This window comes from Sedimenticola thiotaurini (genome assembly GCF_001007875.1).
In the GTDB taxonomy this organism is placed as follows: domain Bacteria; phylum Pseudomonadota; class Gammaproteobacteria; order Chromatiales; family Chromatiaceae; genus Sedimenticola; species Sedimenticola thiotaurini.
Genome location: NZ_CP011412.1, coordinates 2,545,030 through 2,563,204, shown reverse-complemented (window position 1 = coordinate 2,563,204; position 18,175 = coordinate 2,545,030). Strand labels below are relative to the sequence as shown.

Genomic DNA, 18,175 nt, shown 5'->3' with positions numbered 1-18,175 from the left:
CAGTGGCCATGATCATTGGTTAACTGTTTCAGGGACAAAAAACCCGCCGACAGGGGCGGGTTCTTTGTTGACGTCTGACCTGGGCAGTCTGGCCCGGGCGCGCCTGGAAGCCGGATTATTTGATCTTGGCTTCCTTGTACATCACATGCTTGCGGATTTTGGGATCAAATTTCTTGATCTCCATCTTGCCCGGCATGGTGCGCTTGTTCTTGGTGGTGGTGTAGAAGTGCCCGGTACCAGCACTGGATACGAGTTTGATTTTGTCACGCATGAGTGCTCTCCTTAGACCTTTTCGCCACGGGCGCGCATATCGGCCAGAACAGCGTCAATGCCTTTTTTGTCGATAATACGCATGCCGCTGGCGGAGACGCGCAGGCGCACCCAGCGGTTCTCGCTCTCAACCCAGAAACGGTGCTGATGCAGATTGGGCAAGAAGCGGCGACGGGTCTTGTTGTGGGCGTGGGAAACATTGTTCCCTGTCACAGGACGCTTGCCCGTAACCTGACACACTCTGGACATGGTTAAATCCTCGAAACCTGGTTTTTTGCGCCCCCAATATGCAGGACGCGGTGAAATCTGATACACCCCCTTGGGGCGAAGAGGCGGATTTATAGCAAAAAGAATTTTGGGTGACAAGTTTTTCTTTGCCTGTTTTTTACGGGGCAGGCCGGTCAAGCTGGCTGTTACTCCGTTGTATTCCATTACAATTCAGTTGCTTGGAGTCTTTTTGACTAGATATCCCCCAGCTCCGCCAGGGAGCTGATTTCACCACTGCCAACAATCAAATGGTCGAGTAACCGGATATCCACCAACTCGAGGGCGGCTTTCAGCCGGCGGGTGATGGCCCGGTCGGCCTGGCTTGGCTCCGCCACACCGGACGGGTGGTTGTGGGCCAGGATCAGGGCGGCAGCGTTATGGCTCAGGGAGCGTCGCACCACCTCCCGGGGGTGTACGCTGGCGCCGTCGATGGTACCCCGGAACAGCTCCTCGTATTCGATTACCCGGTGCCGGTTATCCAGGAACAGGCAGGCAAACACTTCATAGGGGTAGCCGGCCAGGCGGGCACGCAGATAATCCCGGGTCTGTTGCGGGCTGGTCAGCACATCGGAACGATGCAGTTGTTCGCGCAGGTAGCGGCGACCCATCTCCAGTACCGCCTGCAACTGGGCATATTTTGCGCTGCCCAGACCGTTGCTGCGGCAGAATGTCGCCTGGTCAGCAGCCAGCAGGTTGGCCAGCCCTTTGTGTTGATCGAGTAGTTCCCGGGCTAGGTCTACTGCGCTCTTACCCGGTACACCGGTACGTAGAAAAATGGCCAGCAGCTCCGCATCCGACAGGGCGCCGGGTCCCCGTTGCAGCAGTTTCTCCCGTGGCCGTTCATCTGCCGGCCAGTCCGTTATCGCCATGCTTACCTCCATGTAATTCAGGCGGCGAACAGGGTAACAAGGATAGGTTGCGGGTTCCAGATGGAGTGTCATTCAGTTAATCTTGGCGCTGGCTAACTGCTTGAACGGGTTGAGGTGGGTCTCCTTAGTATGAATGAACTGGCGGGAAAGAAACTGTTACTGGGGATAACCGGGGGGATTGCGGCCTATAAATCGGTCGAGCTGGTGCGTCTGTTGCGCAAGTCCGCCGCCGAGGTGCAGGTGGTGCTGAGCGGCGCGGCCAGCCAGTTTGTTACCCCCATGACGCTGCAGGCGGTTTCCGGTCGTCCGGTTCGCCAGGAGCTGTTTGATCCGGCCCACGAGGCGGCCATGGGGCATATTGAACTGGCGCGCTGGGCGGATCTGGTGCTGATCGCACCGGCCAGTGCCAGTTTCCTTGCCCGGCTGGCCCATGGTTTTGCCGATAATCTGCTGTCGACCCTCTGCCTGGCAACGGCGGCACCGATCGCGCTGGCCCCGGCCATGAATCAGCAGATGTGGCAAAACCCGGCTACCCGTTACAATGTGTCGCTGCTGGAGCAGCGGGGGATCGAGTTGTGGGGCCCTGACTCCGGGGATCAGGCCTGTGGTGAAGTGGGGCCGGGTCGGATGCTGGAGCCGGCCGCATTGATGGAACGGGTGGCGGATCGGTTCAGACAGGGGCCGCTGGCCGGGGTGCGTGTGCTGCTGACAGCGGGGCCGACCCGTGAGCCGCTTGACCCGGTGCGGTTCATCGGCAATCGCAGTTCCGGCAAGATGGGTTTTGCACTGGCCAACGCCTTCGTCCAGGCTGGCGCCCAGGTCGAACTGGTTGCCGGCCCGGTTGCCCTGGAAACGCCATCCGGAGTACGACGGGTGGATGTGGAGACGGCCGCCGAGATGGAGCAGGCGGTAATGGACCGGGTGGCGGATTGCGATATTTTTGTTGGCTGTGCTGCGGTGGCCGATTATCGTCCCGATGTGGTGGCCGATCAGAAGATCAAGAAAAGCCAGGACCGGATGGAGATCCGGCTGGTGCGCAATGCGGATATTCTGGCCAGTGTGGCCGGCCTGCCCGAGGCGCCCTTTACGGTAGGGTTTGCAGCCGAGACCCAGGATCCGGAAGGGTATGCGGAGAAGAAACGGGTTGCCAAGCGGGTAGACATGATTGCGGCGAACCTGGTGGGTGCCGAACAGGGGGGCTTCGAGCGGGATGAAAACGCGCTGACACTGCTCTGGGACGGGGGTCGGGAGCGGCTGCCCATGGCGGACAAGAGTCGACTGGCGAAGCAGTTGGTATCACTGATAGCGGGACATTATGAAAAAAGAGATTCAGCTTAAAATACTCGATCCACGCCTGGGCGATACATTCCCGTTACCGGCCTATGCCACGCCGGGGTCCGCCGGTATGGATTTGCGCGCCATGCTGGAGGAGCCGCTGGAGATTGCGCCGAGTGAGACGCACCTGATCCCGACCGGTATGGCGATCCACGTGGAGGATCCCAAGCTGGCGGCGGTGATCCTGCCGCGCTCCGGATTGGGCCACAAGCATGGCATTGTGCTGGGGAATCTGGTCGGGCTGATTGATTCGGACTATCAGGGACAGCTGTTTGTCTCCTGCTGGAACCGGGGCAGCGACAGTTTCCTGATCGAGGTGGGTGAGCGTATCGCTCAGCTGGTGGTTATACCGGTGGTACGGGCAGAGTTTGAGATAGTGGATGAATTTCGGCAGTCTGACCGGGGCGCGGGTGGTTTTGGCCACTCGGGCCGACAGTAAACCGGATCTGCCGATCCGGTATTGCCTGATAGAATAGCAATATTGTCATGGAGTGAATCAACAGGCATCGCGTGACTGCCAGACGAGACAGTCATTAAGCGTTAAAGATGAGGGAAGTTCAGGGATCTGTTTATGCTGAAACGAAAAAAAAATAACGCGACAGGGGAAAGCGCCAACGCCAAAGTGGTGACAGGGGGAGGAAGCGCTGGTCGATATTTCAATACCGCCATACTGGTATCACTGATCGTTATCGCCGTAGCAGCGGCGGTGCTGCTGTTTCTGCAGGTGCAGCGGGATCAACAGTTGGCACTGGTCCAGCTGCAACAGGTCAGTGACAGCCTCGCCCGGCAGGTGTCCGAAAGGGAAGCGCAGCGACGCAACCTGTTGATGGCACTGGCTCAAAACCCGGCGATCCGGGAACCGTTGCTGAACGAAGATGTCATCGGGCTGCGCCAGCAGGAGCGCCGACTCCAGCGGCTGTTACCGGAAACACTGCGGGTGCGTCTGCTACCCAAGGGTTGGGAGGAGCTGGACCCGGATGCGGTGCCCCCTTTCAGTTATGCCTCGCTGGATATCGTGCGGGGTGTGGCGCGCAGTGGCAAGCCGTCATTGGCTGAGGTGCATCTGTTTGGCAAGTCACAACAGCATGTGGCGATGGCTGTGCCGGTGTTCTCATCGGATGGGGGGCCGCTGGTTGGGGTACTGCATGTGGCCTATCCATTCGACACGTTGGCGACGACAGTGAGTGGAATGGCTGGCTTGAGCGGGCGTATCGAGTTACAGCAAGTGGTCAAAGGGGCCGCGGTAACGCTTGCCGGTGCAGGTATGGCGGATGGGGTGCCGGCGGGTAGCAAGGGTATCGATGGCACGATCTGGCAGGTCGCTTATGCCCATCCGTCCATCGGCTTGCTGGGTGATGCCGGACAGTATCAACTGCTCGGGGTCCTGCTGGCTGCTGCCCTGCTGATTGCGGCAGCGCTCTGGTACCAGGCGCGCCACTTCAGGCAGGCGTTAAGTCACGACCTGGATTCCATGTTCCATCTGGTGGAGGTGCTGAAGAACGGCGCCATCGGACGGGTCAATGAGCCACGACTGGAAGAGTTCGGCCACGTATTTGCGTTGATCCGGCAGATCTGGCTGCAGGGAGGCAGACGGTCGTCCGGTGCCGAGCCGGCGGAAAGCGTCCCGGAAGAGGTGCCGGCGGTGCCTGATCTGGAGGCGTTCGATGCCGGGCTGGATGAGCCCGCCAGCCGGTATGGAGGGGCGCTGGAGTCGCTGCCCGATTCCATATTTCGCGCCTACGATATCCGGGGCGTGGTGGGTGATACCCTGACTGAACAGATTGTCTATGAACTGGGCCGCGCCATCGGCAGCGAGGCGTACGAGCAGGGTGAACAGACAGTCATAATCGCCCGTGACGGTCGCCACTCCGGGGGCGCTTTCAGTGAAGCGCTGCGTACGGGACTGATGGCCGTTGGTCGGGATGTACTGGATATCGGCATGGTGCCGACGCCGGTGCTCTATTTTGCCACTCACTTCCTGGGCAGTCGTACCGGCGTCATGATTACCGGTAGCCACAACCCGTCAAACTACAACGGCTTAAAGATTGTGATCAACGGTACGGCCCTGTCCGGCGATGCGATTGGGGCTTTGAAGCAGCGTATTGAGCAGGGGAATTATCAATCCGGCCAGGGCTCACAGCAGGAGCAGGATCTGTTGCCCGATTATATCGATCGGGTGCTGGGTGATGTGCAGCTGAGTCGTCCCCTGAAACTGGTGGTGGATTGCGGCAACGGGGTGGCCGGCGTGGTGGCACCTGCCCTGTTTCAGGCACTTGGTTGCGAGGTGGTGCCGCTCTACTGCAACGTGGACGGAGATTTCCCCAATCACCACCCTGATCCGGGCAAACCGGAAAATCTGGTCGATCTGATCGCTGCCGTGCGGGAGCACAAGGCGGATCTGGGTGTGGCCTTTGATGGTGATGGGGACCGGCTCGGTGTGGTGGACGGCAGCGGCAAGGTGATCTGGCCGGATCGCCTGTTGATGCTGCTGGCGCGGGATGTGTTGAGCCGTAATCCCGGCGGCGATGTGATTTACGATGTGAAGTCGAGTCGCCACCTGGCCGATGAGATTCTCTCCTATGGTGGTCGCCCGATCATGTGGAAGACCGGACACTCCCTGATTAAGGCCAAGATGCGCGAAACCGGGGCGCTGCTGGCGGGTGAGATGAGTGGCCATATCTTCATTCAGGAGCGCTGGTACGGCTTCGACGATGGGTTATACTCCTGCGCCAGGTTGCTGGAGCTGTTATCCAGCGAGCCGATCACGGTAAGTGAGGTGTTCGACAGCCTGCCGGAAAGCGTTTCCACCCCTGAACTGAATCTGCAGTTCCAGCAGGAAGGAGCAAACTTTGCGTTGCTGGAGCGCTTGAAGGGGCAGGCCGATTTTGCCGACGCCAAGATAACGGCCATCGATGGACTGCGGGTCGAGTTCGAGGATGGCTGGGGATTGGTGCGGCCCTCCAACACCACCCCATCGGTGGTGTTCCGTTTTGAAGCGGATAGCGAGCCGGCGTTGGAGCGCATCCAGCAGCAGTTCCGGGACTGGCTGTTACGCGTGGAGCCCGGGCTGAAACTGCCTTTCTGACGGGGCGCGTGACGACGGTTGCGGGCAGTGGCCACCCTCGGGCCGGTTTGGCGTCAGGCCGCCGGCCTCTCTGTTATTTGATAATGAGATATATGTAGCATGAGTTTAACCCCCGAATCGGCACGTAACGTCGCCCACGTTCTGACAGAGGCGTTGCCCTATATCCAGCGGTTTCGCGGTAAAACCGTGGTGATCAAGTATGGCGGCAACGCCATGACGGAAGCGGATCTCAAGGACGGTTTTGCCCGTGACGTAGTACTGATGAAGCTGGTGGGGATCAATCCGGTGGTGGTGCATGGTGGCGGACCCCAGATTGGCAATCTGCTGAACCGGCTCGGCAAGGAGAGTGAGTTCGTCCAGGGGATGCGGGTCACCGACAGCGAGACCATGGATGTGGTGGAGATGGTGTTGGGCGGCCAGGTCAACAAGGAGATCGTCAACCTGCTCAACCAGCATGGCGGCTCCGCCGTTGGTCTGACCGGCAAGGATGGCGGGCTGATCCATGCCCGTAAACTGGTACTCAAGCGTACCTCGCCCGAACTGCAGGAGCCGGAAATAATCGACGTGGGCCATGTGGGGGAGGTGGCCAGTATCAACAAGGCCGTGGTGGATATGCTGGTGAGTGGTGGTTTCGTGCCGGTAATCGCCCCGATCGGGGTTGGAGATGACGGCCACTCCTACAATATCAATGCGGACCTGGTGGCGGGCCGGATGGCTGAAGTGCTGCAGGCGGAGAAGCTGATACTCCTGACCAATACCCCGGGGCTGCTGGACAAGCAGGGCAATCTGCTGACCGGCCTGAATGCCGCCCGGGTCGATGAACTGATCGCGGACGGCACTATCTATGGCGGCATGCTGCCGAAGATCCGTTGCGCCCTGGATGCGGTCAACACCGGGGTTAACTCGTCGGTGATCGTGGATGGCCGGGTCAAGCACGCGGTGCTGCTGGAACTCTTTACCGACCAGGGTATCGGCACCCTGATCAAGTGTCGGTGAGCACAGTCGTATGAATCAGAAAGTGTCCCGTAAACAGCAGATCCTGGAATCACTGGCCGCGGAGCTGGAACGCAGTCCGGGGGAGCGTATCACCACCGCAGTACTGGCCCGCTCGGTCGGCGTCTCCGAAGCGGCCCTGTACCGGCACTTCGCCAGCAAAGCGAAGATGTTTGAAGGATTGATCGGCTTTGCCGAGGAGTCGGTATTCGCCCGCATCAACCAGATTCTCGACAGTGAAAAGGAGACCCGTGTTCGTTGTGCCCGGATACTCTATCTGCTGCTGGCCTTTTCCGAGCGTAATCCCGGTATCACCCGGGTGTTGCTGGGGGATGCCCTGGTGGGTGAGACTGAGCGGCTGCATCAGCGGGTAGAGCAGTTTTTTTCCCGACTGGAGACCCAACTGCGCCAGGTGCTGCGGGAGTCACGCATGCGTGATGACGATCTGTGTGTGGATGCCGAAAGCGGAGCGGCGCTCCTGTTATCGCTGATTGAGGGGCGCATGCACCAGTTTCTGCGCACCCGCTTCAAGGTATCGCCGGCGACAGGGTGGGAGTCCCAGTGGATGATCCTGGAACGGGCCATGTTCCGCGTGGATGATGCGCCTGTTGAGCCGCTGGTGTAGGCCACCCGGAGGGATTTGAGCACCTGTACAGGTGCGACGGGATTGACCCTATTCGCTCTCCATCTCCCGGGGTGGGGTGGGGTCGGGTTGAGCTTGGCCGCCGCTGATGTAGTCGCGGAAGCCGAGACGGATCTTCTCCACCGCTTCCGTTTTACACAGCTCCTGGCCAAGCGGCGAGGGCTTGCACTGCAGATCCATGAACAGCTCCGCACCGGGCTTGTCCTTGTGCCTGATGCGTGAGGCGGTCAGGCTGATGTCGTCATCCTTGAGTGGGGCGGCGGACATGATGATGCTGTCACTCAGCATCTGCAGGCGCGTGGTGGCGTGTTGGCGTACATACTCCTCCACCTTGATCCAGGCCTGGTCACAGGCGCGATCATCCGCGCATACCACCACCGTATCCAGCAGGGATGGGCCGCCTGTCTCATCAAGTTGTGGGTCGGTATTCTCTTCGCGCAGGTTTTTCAGGTTGCGGAAGCGGGCCAGATCCCTGGAGGCCTTGTTCCGGATCGACTCCTTCTCCTGCTCTTTCTGGATGATAGTGGTGTAGCTGTCCCGCAGCTGGGAACGGGTGTTCTCGATATCCTTGAGCAGATTCTGCGATAGCGGCTGGCCCTGGCGTTCCCGGGCAGCGGCGCTCTGCTGCATCTCGGCCAGGCGGTTTTTCATGCGCCGGATATTGCTTCGGATTACATTGATATTGGAGTCGATCGCCGCCAGCTTGCCGTTGCGGGCCATGAGCAGATCATCCTCGGTGCGGAATGTGCGTAGCAGTACCTGATCCTTGGCCCGTTGAATCTCGATCAGCCGTTGCTGTTCCGCCCGCAGTTTCTCCAGCTCCTTCTCCCGGGCGATCTCTTCCGGGGTTTTGGCTGCCTGAACCCGTTTCAGTTCCCGTCCTGACTCGCTCAATTCACTGCGGGCATTGCCGACGTGTTCCGCGGGAACACGGTCAGAGAGGTGTACATTTCCCTCCGCGTCCACCCAACGATAGATCTTGGCTGCCTCAAGAGGAGAGGCGACAAGCAGGGCGGTGGCGACTAATCCGATGGGAAGTTTGTAGGCTCTTCTGCTCATTTGGGTTCAGTTTTGCTGTGACTCAATGGGGCTGATTGCAAGTTAACCAACTATCAGACAGATTGGCGGCTATGTAAAGTCCACCCGGTCACACGCCGTACTCTTCGCGGTAGGCGCGGATCAGTTGCAACTCCTCTTCAGCGTCCGGTTTTTCCGCCAGGTACTCCACCAGGTGCTGTAACCGGACGATGGCCGCCACCGGCATGTTGTAGTCGTTCTCCACCTCCTGGATGGCTGAGCGGGCGCCGCTGCCCCGCTCCTGGCGGTCCAGGGCGATCACCACGCCGGCCGGCGTGGCGCCCTGGGCCTGGATCACGTCCATCGATTCCCGGATGGCGGTGCCAGCGGTGATCACATCGTCAATAATCAGGATGCGACCTTCCAGCGGATGGCCGACGATATTTCCGCCTTCGCCATGATCCTTGGCCTCTTTGCGATTGAAGGCGTAGGGTACATCCACGCCATGCCGGTCATAGAGCGCCGCAGCGGTGACCGCCGCCAGTGGGATCCCCTTGTAGGCGGGGCCGTAGAGCACATCGAACTGGATACCCGAGTCGACAATGGCCTGGGCGTAGAAACCGCCCAGCCGGGCCAGGCTGGAGCCGCGATTGAACAGACCGGCGTTAAAAAAGTAAGGGCTGACCCGCCCCGATTTGAGGGTGAACTGACCGAAACGTAACACGCCCACGTCGAGGGCGAAATCCAGAAACTCTCGTTGATAGTTTTGCATAGTTGACTCCAGGTACGGGATGGTAAATTGTCGGTTTCCCGTCGCCAGGATGCAAGGGGCGAAGGGGGAGTGCGGCATAGGGTGCGGAATCGGGTACAATCGCTGCGCACTGTGCCGGGACTCGGGGCAAACAGCGGGGGTTTCTCAAGGGATGGATGACAGGATCGGAAAAGACTGTTGGCTGGGGTGTTGGCAATTATGATGGCCCGGGAGCGCGCGGGATGGCGGGATACCCTGCGGGCCTACCGACAGCCGAAAGTGCTGGTGATGCTGTTTTTCGGCTTCTCTGCCGGTCTGCCCCTGTTGCTGATTTTCTCCACCCTGTCACTCTGGTTGCGCGAAGCGAGCGTGGATCGCTCCACGGTGACCTATTTCAGTTGGGCGGCACTGGGTTACTCGTTCAAGTTCATCTGGGCACCGCTGGTGGATCGACTGCCGCTGCCCGGGCTGACCCGTTGGCTGGGGCGGCGGCGCAGCTGGTTGCTGGCGGCGCAACTGTCGGTGATCGGGGCGATCACCTGGATGGCTTTTACCGATCCGGCGGAGAACCTCCATCTGATGGCCTTTGCCGCGGTACTGTTGGGTTTCTCCGGCGCCACCCAGGATATCGTCATCGACGCCTATCGGATCGAGTCTGCCGAGCGGGAGCTGCAGGCGCTGATGGCCTCCATGTATATCGCCGGTTACCGGGTGGGTATGCTGGTGGCGGGGGCCGGTTCCCTGAAACTGGCCAGCTGGTTTGGCGCCGAGGGGGGCTATCACTACAGCGCCTGGCAATGGACCTACCTATGCATGGCGGCAGTCATGTCGGTGGGGGTGATCACCACCCTGCTGGTGTCGGAGCCGGAAGTGGAGGCGGATCGTTCCGGACTGTTTCACGACGCCTTTGACTACCTGCGCTTCCTGGCGCTGTTTCTGCTGGTAGTAGCGGTCTTCGCAGGCAGCTTTTTCCTGGGCGGTAACCTGGTGGCAACCGCCCGGGCTGACTGGGTGGCGGCACTGCCGCAGGACGCCATGCTGATCGGTTTCGGGATCGAAGCGGGACGGCTGCTGCTGGCTCTGCTGCTGGCCGGTCTGGCGGCCCGTTTCGGGGTCGCGCTTGGTCTGGTGCGGGCGGCGGTGTTGCGGGAGACCTACCTGGAACCGGTGGCGGATTTTTTCCGCCGTTATAACCGGGTGGCGTTTTTGGTGCTGGCGCTGGTCGGCCTGTACCGGGTATCGGATATCGTGCTGGGGGTCATTTCCAACGTGTTCTACCAGGATATGGGGTTCAGCAAGGACCAGATCGCCGACATCACCAAAACCTTCGGTCTGGTGATGACTATAGCGGGGGGATTTCTGGGTGGCATGCTGACGCTGCGTTATGGGGTGATGCGTATCCTGTTCATCGGGGCGCTGCTCTCGGCGGGTACCAACCTGCTGTTTATGTTACTGGCCCAAGTCGGGGCCGATGTCCCCTTGCTGATCCTGGTGATCACAGCCGATAATCTCAGTGCCGGGCTGGCCGGTGCGGCCTTCGTGGCCTATCTTTCGGGGCTGACCCAGGTGGCGTTTACCGCCTTCCAGTATGCCATGTTCAGCTCCCTGATGACCCTGGCACCCAAGCTGCTCGGCGGTTACTCCGGGAGTCTGGTGGACAGTATGGGTTATGAGCGCTTTTTCCTGCTGACCGCACTGCTGGGACTGCCGGTGCTGTTGTTGATCTATCTGGCCAATCGCTATGCCAGTGCGCAGTGAAGGAGGGTTGATGGGAGCCGGGTTGTTGGTCGGTGCAGAGGGATGGGAGCATCCCGGCTGGGATGGGGCGTTCTATCCGGATGATCTGCCGCCGGAGTGGCGACTCACCTACTATGGGAATGAGTTTCCACTGCTGCTGGTGCCATCCGCTGTCTGGCGTGCGGCGAGCCGGGCGCAGTTTGCTGACTGGCGTGAAGATGTGCCGGAGCGTTTTCGCTTTGTTCTGGATGTGACCGACGCAGACCCTGGTGATCAGGGGATTCTGGCGCAGTTACGCGACTGCCAGTCAGCCCTGGGAACAACTTTGGCGGGGGCTGTCTGCTGGTCTCCGCCGGGCCCGGATGGACGCAGGGCATTGCGCAGCGTACTGGGCGATGCCCGCTTTCTGGCCGAACCGGTGCCGCTGCCGGGGCTGCCGGCGTCTGTCCGGGTGGCGGAAGACGGGGGGGTATGCTGTGCTCTGGTAACGGACCACACCGGGCAGGATCTGAAGTGGCTGCGCAGTGTGTTGGAGCAGCTGTCCGGCCGGTTGCGGGATGAAACAGTGCCGATGCTGTTTTTCTCCGGACGGCCGCCGGCAATTAAACAGATGGGGGATGCGACGGTTTTGTGGCAACTGCTGGGTGGTTTGCAGTCCCAGGGTTAGTCTCCGGGGTTGACGCTGTTGTTTCACAGGGGGGAGAATGCGCCTTTTGCCCGCATTGGCGGGCGAAAAATATCAACGGGGTGGTTTGTTGGAGCGTGGGTCAGACATGGTGGATTCGGTAGAGAGTCAGGAGCCGTTGGTCAGTATCCGGGGATTGCGGTTTTCCCGTGGCAGCCGGGTGATTTTCGATGGCGTGGATATCGATATCCCTCGGGGCAAGGTGACCGCCATCATGGGGCCGAGCGGCACCGGCAAGACCACCCTGTTGAAACTGATCGGCGGGCAGCTGCGTCCGTCAGCCGGCACCATCCTGGTGGATGGGCAGGATATCCATCGGCTGGGCAACCGGGATCTCTATCGATTGCGTATGCGCATGGGCATGCTGTTCCAGAGCGGCGCCCTGCTCACCGATATCAATGTGTTTGATAACGTGGCCTACCCGCTGCGTGAACACACCGATCTGTCCCCTTCGATGATTCGCAAACTGGTGTTGCTGAAGCTGGAGGCGGTGGGCCTGCGCGGCGCCCGGGAGCTGATGCCCAGCGAGCTGTCCGGTGGCATGGCCCGGCGCGTGGCCCTGGCGCGGGCCATGGTGATGGATCCGATGATGATCATGTATGATGAACCCTTTACCGGGCAGGATCCGATCTCCATGGGGGTGCTGGTGGGGTTGATCCGGGCCCTGAATGATGCCAGCCGCCTGAGCAGTATTATTGTCTCCCACGATGTGCAGGAGACATCGGCCATCGCCGACCTCATCTATGTCATCTCCAATGGCAAAGTGATCGAGTCCGGCAAGCCCCAGGAGATTCTCAACTCCAAGCTGGAGTGGACCCGTCAGTTCATGCAGGGCCTGCCTGACGGACCGGTCCCGTTCCACTACCCGGCCGCCGAACTGGCCGAGGATCTGCTGGGGGCGTCATGCTGAACAAACTGGCTGAACTGGGTCGGGTTGGCATCGGTGTACTGGAGCGCCTGGGACGCGGCCATCTGCTGCTGCTGGGCATTCTGCGCGGCTTGCCGGATCTGCTGCCGCGACTTGGTCTGCTGGTGCGGCAGATCTATTCCGTCGGCGTGTTGTCTATATTGATTATCTGCGTCTCCGGTCTGTTTGTGGGCATGGTGCTGGGTCTGCAGGGCTACTATATTCTCTCCCAGTTCGGCGCTGAGCAGACGCTGGGTGTGATGGTGGCGGCTTCCCTGGTGCGGGAGCTGGGGCCGGTGGTGGCGGCGCTGCTGTTTGCCGGCCGGGCCGGTTCGGCGCTCACCGCCGAGATCGGCCTGATGAAAGCGACCGAGCAGCTGTCCGGTCTGGAGATGATGGCGGTGGATCCGGTGCGACGGGTACTGACTCCGCGGTTTTTTGCCGGGATGATCTCCATGCCACTGCTGGCGGCACTGTTCAGCGCATTGGGCGTGCTGGGTGGCTATTTCGTTGGTGTAGGGCTGTTGGGTGTGGATGACGGCGCGTTCTGGGCCCAGATGCAGGCCAAGATCGATCTGCACGAAGATGTACTCAACGGTGCGATCAAGAGCGTGGTATTCGGTCTGGTTTGCACCTGGATCGCCCTGTTTCAGGGGTTCGATGCCGTGCCGACTTCAGAAGGGGTCAGCCGGGCGACCACCCGGACGGTGGTGCACTCCTCGCTGGCGGTATTGGGACTGGATTTCATATTAACGGCACTGATGTTTGGGGAATGATTGATGATACACAGCAGGACGATAGAGATTCTGGTCGGTGCCTTCATGGCCGCGGGTCTGGTCGCGTTCTTCTTCCTGGCGATGCAGGTGAGCAATCTGAGCAACTCCGGTAACGGGGAAGGTTACGATGTGATCGCCCGGTTTGATAATATCGGCAGCCTCAAGGTGCGTTCGCCGGTCACCATGGCCGGGGTGCGTATTGGCCGGGTCAGCGGGATCGATTTTGACCGGGAGACCTACGAGGCGGTGGTAACGCTGCGTATCGAGTCCCGGTATGATGTGATTCCGGACGACAGCTTCGCCAAGATTTTTACCGCGGGACTGCTGGGCGAGCAGTATATCGGCCTGGATCCGGGGGGTAGCGAGAAGTATCTGCAGCAAGGTTCCGAAATCTCCCTGACCCAGTCCGCACTGGTGCTGGAGGAGATTATCGGCCAGTTCCTGTTTAGCAAGGCAGAAGAGGGTGGCAAACTTGAATAGACACTTGGTAGCCGGTTTTTGGCTGGTGCTGCTGTTGCTGACCACGCCTGTGGTGGCGTCAGCGTCCATGCCGGAAGATATTGTGCGCCAGACATCCGACCAGATGTTGGCCGAGCTGACCGATCGCAAGCAGGAACTGCAGGCGTCGCCGGGCAAGATTTATGACCTGGTGGAGCATATTGTACTGCCCCGGTTCGACTTTCAGCGCATGTCCCGCCTGGTGCTGGGCAAATACTGGCCACGGGCCAGCGAGAGCGAGAAGGGTGCCTTTGTCAACGCCTTCCAGGAGTTGCTGGTACGCACCTACGCTACCGCGCTGCTCAACTATTCCGGCCAGGAGATTGTCTACCTGCCTGTTCAGCGCAAGGCGGACAGCGACGAGGTGACTGTAAATACCCAGGTCCAGTCAACCGGCGCCCTACCCATTCCGATCGACTACCGCCTCTACCGGGATGGGGACGACTGGAAGGTGTTTGATGTCTCCATCGACGGAATCAGCCTGGTCTCCAACTACCGTTCCTCATTCGCTTCCCAGATCCGGCGTCACAAATTGTCGGGGCTGATCCAGAAGCTTGAACAGCGCAATGCGCAGAAAAACTGAATGAACTCCGCACGGGCCGCAATGGACGATCAGGGCGTCATCCAGTTATCCGGTGACCTGGTGTTTGCCAGTGTGACCCGGGTGCTGGGTCAGATCGAGCCCCTGCTCGATGGCGCTGAAAAGAGTCCGCTGGTGATCGATCTGTCCGGGGTTGAAGACGTGGACAGTGCCGGCCTGGCACTGCTGCTGGAGGTGCTGGAACGTGCCCGACACCACGGTGTACCCCTGCGCATCCGCTCGCTGCCCGAATCCCTGCTGGGGATAGCGCGTCTCAGCAATGTGGAAAAACTGCTGCTGGCGGAAGGCTGAACAGATTACCGGTTGGGTCGGTGGCCGCGCTCCGTGCCTTTCGGTAGAACGTTTTTTCTCATAGAATGGCCGGCCCTTTGGGCTTGTATTCCCCCTGTATGGTGTGCCGTTGGCGCCCGGAAAATGGTTTTTAGATGGATAAACTGATTATCACTGGTGGTGCGCCGTTGTCCGGCGATGTGCGGATCGCCGGAGCCAAGAATGCCGCGTTACCGATTCTGGCCTCCACTCTGCTGGCGGAGGGGCCGGTCACCATCGGCAATGTTCCCCACCTGCACGACATCACCACCACCATGGAGCTGCTCGGCTACATGGGGGTTCAGCTGGTGGTGGATGAACGACTCTGTATCGAGACCGATACCAGCACCATCCGGGACTTTCATGCCCCCTATGAGCTGGTGAAAACCATGCGTGCCTCGATCCTGGTGCTGGGCCCCCTGCTGGCCCGCTACGGGCGGGCGGATGTCTCCCTACCGGGCGGTTGCGCCATCGGTTCCCGCCCGGTCAACCTGCACATTGAGGGGTTGCGGGCCATGGGTGCCAATATCGAGGTGGAAAACGGCTATATCCGTGCTTCCGCCAAACGCTTGAAGGGGGCGCGCCTGATCATGGATGTAGTTACCGTGACCGGTACGGAGAACCTGATGATGGCCGCCACTCTGGCAGACGGGGAGACGGTGATCGAGAACGCTGCCCGGGAGCCGGAAGTGGTGGATCTGGCCGACTGCCTGAACAAGATGGGGGCCAGGGTCAGCGGTGCCGGGACCGATACCATCGTGATCGAGGGGGTCGATCGACTGGTGGGCACCCATTACGATGTGCTGCCGGACCGGATTGAAACCGGTACTTACCTGGTGGCGGCGGCTATTACCGGCGGCAGAATCCGGGTCCGGGACACCCAGCCGGCGCTGGTGGAGGCGATTACCCACAAGCTGCGTGAGGCGGGTGCCGAGATCGAACAGGGCGATGATTGGATCAGTCTCGATATGTACGGTCGGCGACCCCGGGCGGTGGATATCCATACAGCGCCCTACCCGGCGTTCCCGACCGACATGCAGGCCCAGTTTACGGCCTTGAACTGTGTGGCCGAAGGGGTGGGCACCATCACGGAAACGGTGTTTGAAAACCGTTTTATGCATGTGCAGGAGATGCAGCGCATGGGTGCCAACATCAAGCTGGAGGGCAATACCGCCATTATTGCCGGGGTTGATCGGCTGACCGGAGCGCCGGTCATGGCGACCGACCTGCGTGCCTCCGCCAGCCTGGTACTGGCCGGTCTGGTGGCCGATGGTGAGACCATCGTCGACCGGATCTACCACATCGATCGGGGCTACGAGAACATCGAAGAGAAGCTGGCGGGGCTGGGTGCCCAGATCCGTCGTGTGCCCAAGTAGCCTGGCAGGCGTGGCACGATTGACCGGAATATGCAGATGAATTTTGATACCCCGATAACCATCGCCCTCTCCAAGGGGCGGATTTTTCAACAGGCGCTGCCGCTGCTGGCCCATGCCGGTATTGTGCCGACCGATGATCCGGAGACCAGCCGCAAGCTGATCATGGATACCAATCACCCGCAGGTGAAGCTGGTGATTATTCGTGCCACCGATGTTCCCACCTATGTGCAGTGGGGAGCCGCTGATCTGGGTGTGGCCGGCAAGGATGTACTGCTGGAGCACGGCGGTGAAGGGCTCTACGAACCCCTGGATCTGAAGATCGCCCGCTGTCGGCTGATGGTGGCGGGTGCGCCCGATGCCAATCTGGAAGGCAACCGTCTGCGTATCGCCACCAAGTACGTGGAGTCGGCCAGGCGTTATTTTGCCGCCCGGGGGCAGCAGGTGGAGATCATCAAGCTGTATGGTTCCATGGAGCTGGCGCCGCTGGTTGGACTCTCTGACCTGATTGTCGATCTGGTGGAGAGTGGCAATACCCTGAAGGCCAATGGCCTGGTGCCACTGGAGCATATCACCGACATCAGCTCCCGGTTGGTGGTCAATAAGGCCGCCTGGAAAATGAAACACGCCACCATCATGCAACTGCTGGCGGCCCTGCAGGAGGCCATAGCCAAAGCCGCCTGATTGGCTCCGCAGCCGCTTGTGTCACGCCCTGAATCTTTTGGAGTTTAGGATTGCCCATGTCTGAAATACGTCAACTCGCCACCTCCGATAGCGATTTTCAGCAGCAACTGGATCAGCTGCTGGCCTGGGAGTCGGTTTCTGATGACGCGGTCAACACCACCGTCAACGACATTATTGCCAATATCCGCCAACGCGGCGATGCGGCGCTGTTGGAGTACACCAACCGTTTTGATGGTTGGAACGCCAAGAGCGCGGCCGACCTGGAAGTGCCGTTGGCGCGTCTGGAACAGGCCTGGAACACCATTCCGGTGGCCCAGCAAGAGGCGCTTAATCACGCTGCAGAACGGGTGCGGGTCTACCATGAGCGGCAGAAGGGTGAGTCCTGGAGCTACCGGGAGGAGGATGGCACCCTGCTGGGCCAGAAAGTGACGCCGCTGGAGCGGGTCGGACTCTACGTGCCGGGCGGCAAAGCGGCCTACCCCTCATCGGTGCTGATGAACGCTCTGCCGGCCAAGGTGGCCGGTGTCAGCGAACTGATCATGGTGGTGCCGACCCCGGGTGGGGAGCTGAATGAACTGGTGTTGGCTGCCGCCCACATCTGTGGCGTCGATCGGGTGTTCGCTGTCGGCGGCGCCCAGGCGGTGGCAGCTTTGGCCTATGGTACGGAGCTGATTCCTCCCGTGGACAAGGTGGTGGGGCCGGGCAATATCTACGTGGCAACCGCCAAGCGGGCGGTGTTTGGTCAGGTGGGTATCGACATGGTGGCCGGGCCTTCGGAGATCCTGGTGGTGTGTGATGGCCAGACCGATCCCGACTGGGTGGCTATGGATCTGTTCTCCCAGGCGGAGCACGACGAGGATGCCCAGTCGATCCTGATCTCGCCGGACGCCGATTTTGTCGCACGGGTGAAACAGAGTATCGACCGTCTGCTGCCGACCATGGAGCGGGAGCCTATTATCGCCACCGCCCTGAAGGAGCGTGGTGCCCTGATTGTCTGTCAGGACATGGACGAGGCCTGCCGGGTGGCCAACTACATCGCTCCGGAGCATCTGGAGCTGTCGGTGGCCGATCCACTGGTAGTGGTGGAGCAGATTCAGCACGCCGGTGCCATCTTCATGGGGCGCTACAGTTCGGAGCCGCTGGGCGACTACTGCGCAGGACCGAATCACGTGCTGCCCACATCCCGGACCGCCCGCTTCTCATCCCCCCTGGGGGTTTACGACTTCCAGAAGCGGTCCAGCCTGATCATGGTGTCCGAGGCGGGTGCGGATCAGTTGGGCCGGACTGCGTCCGTACTGGCCCGGGGTGAGGGGCTCACCGCCCACGCCCGTTCAGCAGAGTACCGCTTGAAATAGAGTGACTGGCTGGATAAACC

20 protein-coding genes are annotated in these 18,175 nt (G+C 60.5%); 15 read left to right on the top strand and 5 right to left on the bottom strand.

What is annotated here, in order from left to right; all coding sequences use genetic code 11:
• Positions 1-115: 115 nt before the first annotated feature.
• The 3 genes from rpmG to radC form a co-directional block, all read right to left on the bottom strand.
• A complete protein-coding gene (rpmG, locus tag AAY24_RS11810; protein WP_046859844.1) occupies positions 116-271 on the bottom strand; it encodes a 50S ribosomal protein L33 in 156 nt (51 codons plus the stop codon).
• Positions 272-282: 11 nt separating this feature from the next.
• The gene (gene rpmB, locus AAY24_RS11805; protein WP_046859843.1) at positions 283-519 is read right to left on the bottom strand and encodes a 50S ribosomal protein L28; all 237 of its coding nucleotides are present in this window, start codon (positions 517-519) and stop codon (positions 283-285) included.
• Positions 520-731: 212 nt separating this feature from the next.
• A complete protein-coding gene (gene radC / locus AAY24_RS11800; RefSeq protein WP_046859842.1) occupies positions 732-1,406 on the bottom strand; it encodes a RadC family protein in 675 nt (224 codons plus the stop codon).
• A 129-nt stretch (positions 1,407-1,535) separates the two neighbouring features.
• Here radC and coaBC point away from each other — a divergent pair, with 129 nt between their 5' ends.
• From coaBC to slmA, 5 genes are all read left to right on the top strand, one after another.
• Entirely contained in the window at positions 1,536-2,744 is a 1,209-nt protein-coding gene (gene coaBC, locus AAY24_RS11795; protein ID WP_046859841.1) for a bifunctional phosphopantothenoylcysteine decarboxylase/phosphopantothenate--cysteine ligase CoaBC, read from the top strand.
• Entirely contained in the window at positions 2,722-3,180 is a 459-nt protein-coding gene (gene dut / locus AAY24_RS11790; protein ID WP_046859840.1) for a dUTP diphosphatase, read from the top strand. The genes coaBC and dut overlap by 23 nt, the downstream gene beginning before the upstream one ends.
• A 132-nt stretch (positions 3,181-3,312) precedes the next feature.
• Complete coding sequence (locus AAY24_RS19580) at positions 3,313-5,826, top strand: phosphomannomutase/phosphoglucomutase (RefSeq protein ID WP_052761214.1); 2,514 nt, start codon at positions 3,313-3,315, stop codon at positions 5,824-5,826.
• A 99-nt stretch (positions 5,827-5,925) separates the two neighbouring features.
• Positions 5,926-6,822 (top strand): acetylglutamate kinase, encoded by an 897-nt coding sequence (argB, locus tag AAY24_RS11780; RefSeq protein ID WP_046859839.1) that lies wholly within the window; start codon positions 5,926-5,928, stop codon positions 6,820-6,822.
• Between the two features lie 10 nt (positions 6,823-6,832).
• Positions 6,833-7,444 carry a nucleoid occlusion factor SlmA gene (slmA, locus tag AAY24_RS11775; protein WP_046859838.1) on the top strand — a complete coding sequence of 204 codons (612 nt, stop codon included), beginning with the start codon at positions 6,833-6,835 and terminating at the stop codon, positions 7,442-7,444.
• 48 nt (positions 7,445-7,492) lie between these two features.
• Here slmA and AAY24_RS11770 read toward each other — a convergent pair whose 3' ends face one another.
• Together AAY24_RS11770 and pyrE are read right to left on the bottom strand one after the other, a co-directional pair.
• Positions 7,493-8,521, bottom strand: coding sequence for a DUF4124 domain-containing protein (locus AAY24_RS11770; protein ID WP_046859837.1), 1,029 nt, complete (start codon positions 8,519-8,521; stop codon positions 7,493-7,495).
• 88 nt (positions 8,522-8,609) lie between these two features.
• Positions 8,610-9,251 (bottom strand): orotate phosphoribosyltransferase, encoded by a 642-nt coding sequence (gene pyrE / locus AAY24_RS11765; protein WP_046859836.1) that lies wholly within the window; start codon positions 9,249-9,251, stop codon positions 8,610-8,612.
• Positions 9,252-9,449: 198 nt separating this feature from the next.
• Between pyrE and AAY24_RS11760 the strand changes: the two genes are divergently transcribed.
• The 10 genes from AAY24_RS11760 to hisD all read left to right on the top strand — a co-directional run bounded on the left by AAY24_RS11760 (position 9,450) and on the right by hisD (position 18,155).
• Positions 9,450-10,988: an AmpG family muropeptide MFS transporter gene (locus AAY24_RS11760; RefSeq protein WP_199930364.1), complete on the top strand. Its 1,539-nt coding sequence runs from the start codon at positions 9,450-9,452 to the stop codon at positions 10,986-10,988.
• A 10-nt stretch (positions 10,989-10,998) separates the two neighbouring features.
• Positions 10,999-11,634 (top strand): DUF72 domain-containing protein, encoded by a 636-nt coding sequence (locus tag AAY24_RS18555; protein ID WP_052761213.1) that lies wholly within the window; start codon positions 10,999-11,001, stop codon positions 11,632-11,634.
• A gap of 106 nt (positions 11,635-11,740) precedes the next feature.
• The gene (locus tag AAY24_RS11750; protein WP_046861264.1) at positions 11,741-12,562 is read left to right on the top strand and encodes an ABC transporter ATP-binding protein; all 822 of its coding nucleotides are present in this window, start codon (positions 11,741-11,743) and stop codon (positions 12,560-12,562) included.
• The gene (mlaE, locus tag AAY24_RS11745; protein ID WP_046859835.1) at positions 12,556-13,335 is read left to right on the top strand and encodes a lipid asymmetry maintenance ABC transporter permease subunit MlaE; all 780 of its coding nucleotides are present in this window, start codon (positions 12,556-12,558) and stop codon (positions 13,333-13,335) included. The genes AAY24_RS11750 and mlaE overlap by 7 nt, the downstream gene beginning before the upstream one ends.
• Before the next feature lie 3 nt (positions 13,336-13,338).
• Positions 13,339-13,815 (top strand): outer membrane lipid asymmetry maintenance protein MlaD, encoded by a 477-nt coding sequence (mlaD, locus tag AAY24_RS11740; RefSeq protein ID WP_199930363.1) that lies wholly within the window; start codon positions 13,339-13,341, stop codon positions 13,813-13,815.
• The gene (locus AAY24_RS11735) at positions 13,808-14,416 is read left to right on the top strand and encodes an MlaC/ttg2D family ABC transporter substrate-binding protein (protein WP_199930362.1); all 609 of its coding nucleotides are present in this window, start codon (positions 13,808-13,810) and stop codon (positions 14,414-14,416) included. Before mlaD ends, AAY24_RS11735 begins: the two co-directional genes overlap by 8 nt.
• On the top strand, positions 14,417-14,725 hold the full coding sequence (locus AAY24_RS11730; RefSeq protein WP_046859834.1) for an STAS domain-containing protein: 309 nt from the start codon (positions 14,417-14,419) through the stop codon (positions 14,723-14,725).
• Between the two features lie 134 nt (positions 14,726-14,859).
• Positions 14,860-16,119, top strand: a complete 1,260-nt coding sequence (gene murA, locus AAY24_RS11725) for a UDP-N-acetylglucosamine 1-carboxyvinyltransferase (protein ID WP_046859833.1) — start codon at positions 14,860-14,862, stop codon at positions 16,117-16,119.
• Between the two features lie 36 nt (positions 16,120-16,155).
• Complete coding sequence (gene hisG / locus AAY24_RS11720) at positions 16,156-16,800, top strand: ATP phosphoribosyltransferase (protein ID WP_046861261.1); 645 nt, start codon at positions 16,156-16,158, stop codon at positions 16,798-16,800.
• Between the two features lie 56 nt (positions 16,801-16,856).
• Positions 16,857-18,155: a histidinol dehydrogenase gene (hisD, locus tag AAY24_RS11715; RefSeq protein ID WP_046859832.1), complete on the top strand. Its 1,299-nt coding sequence runs from the start codon at positions 16,857-16,859 to the stop codon at positions 18,153-18,155.
• Positions 18,156-18,175: the final 20 nt, after the last annotated feature.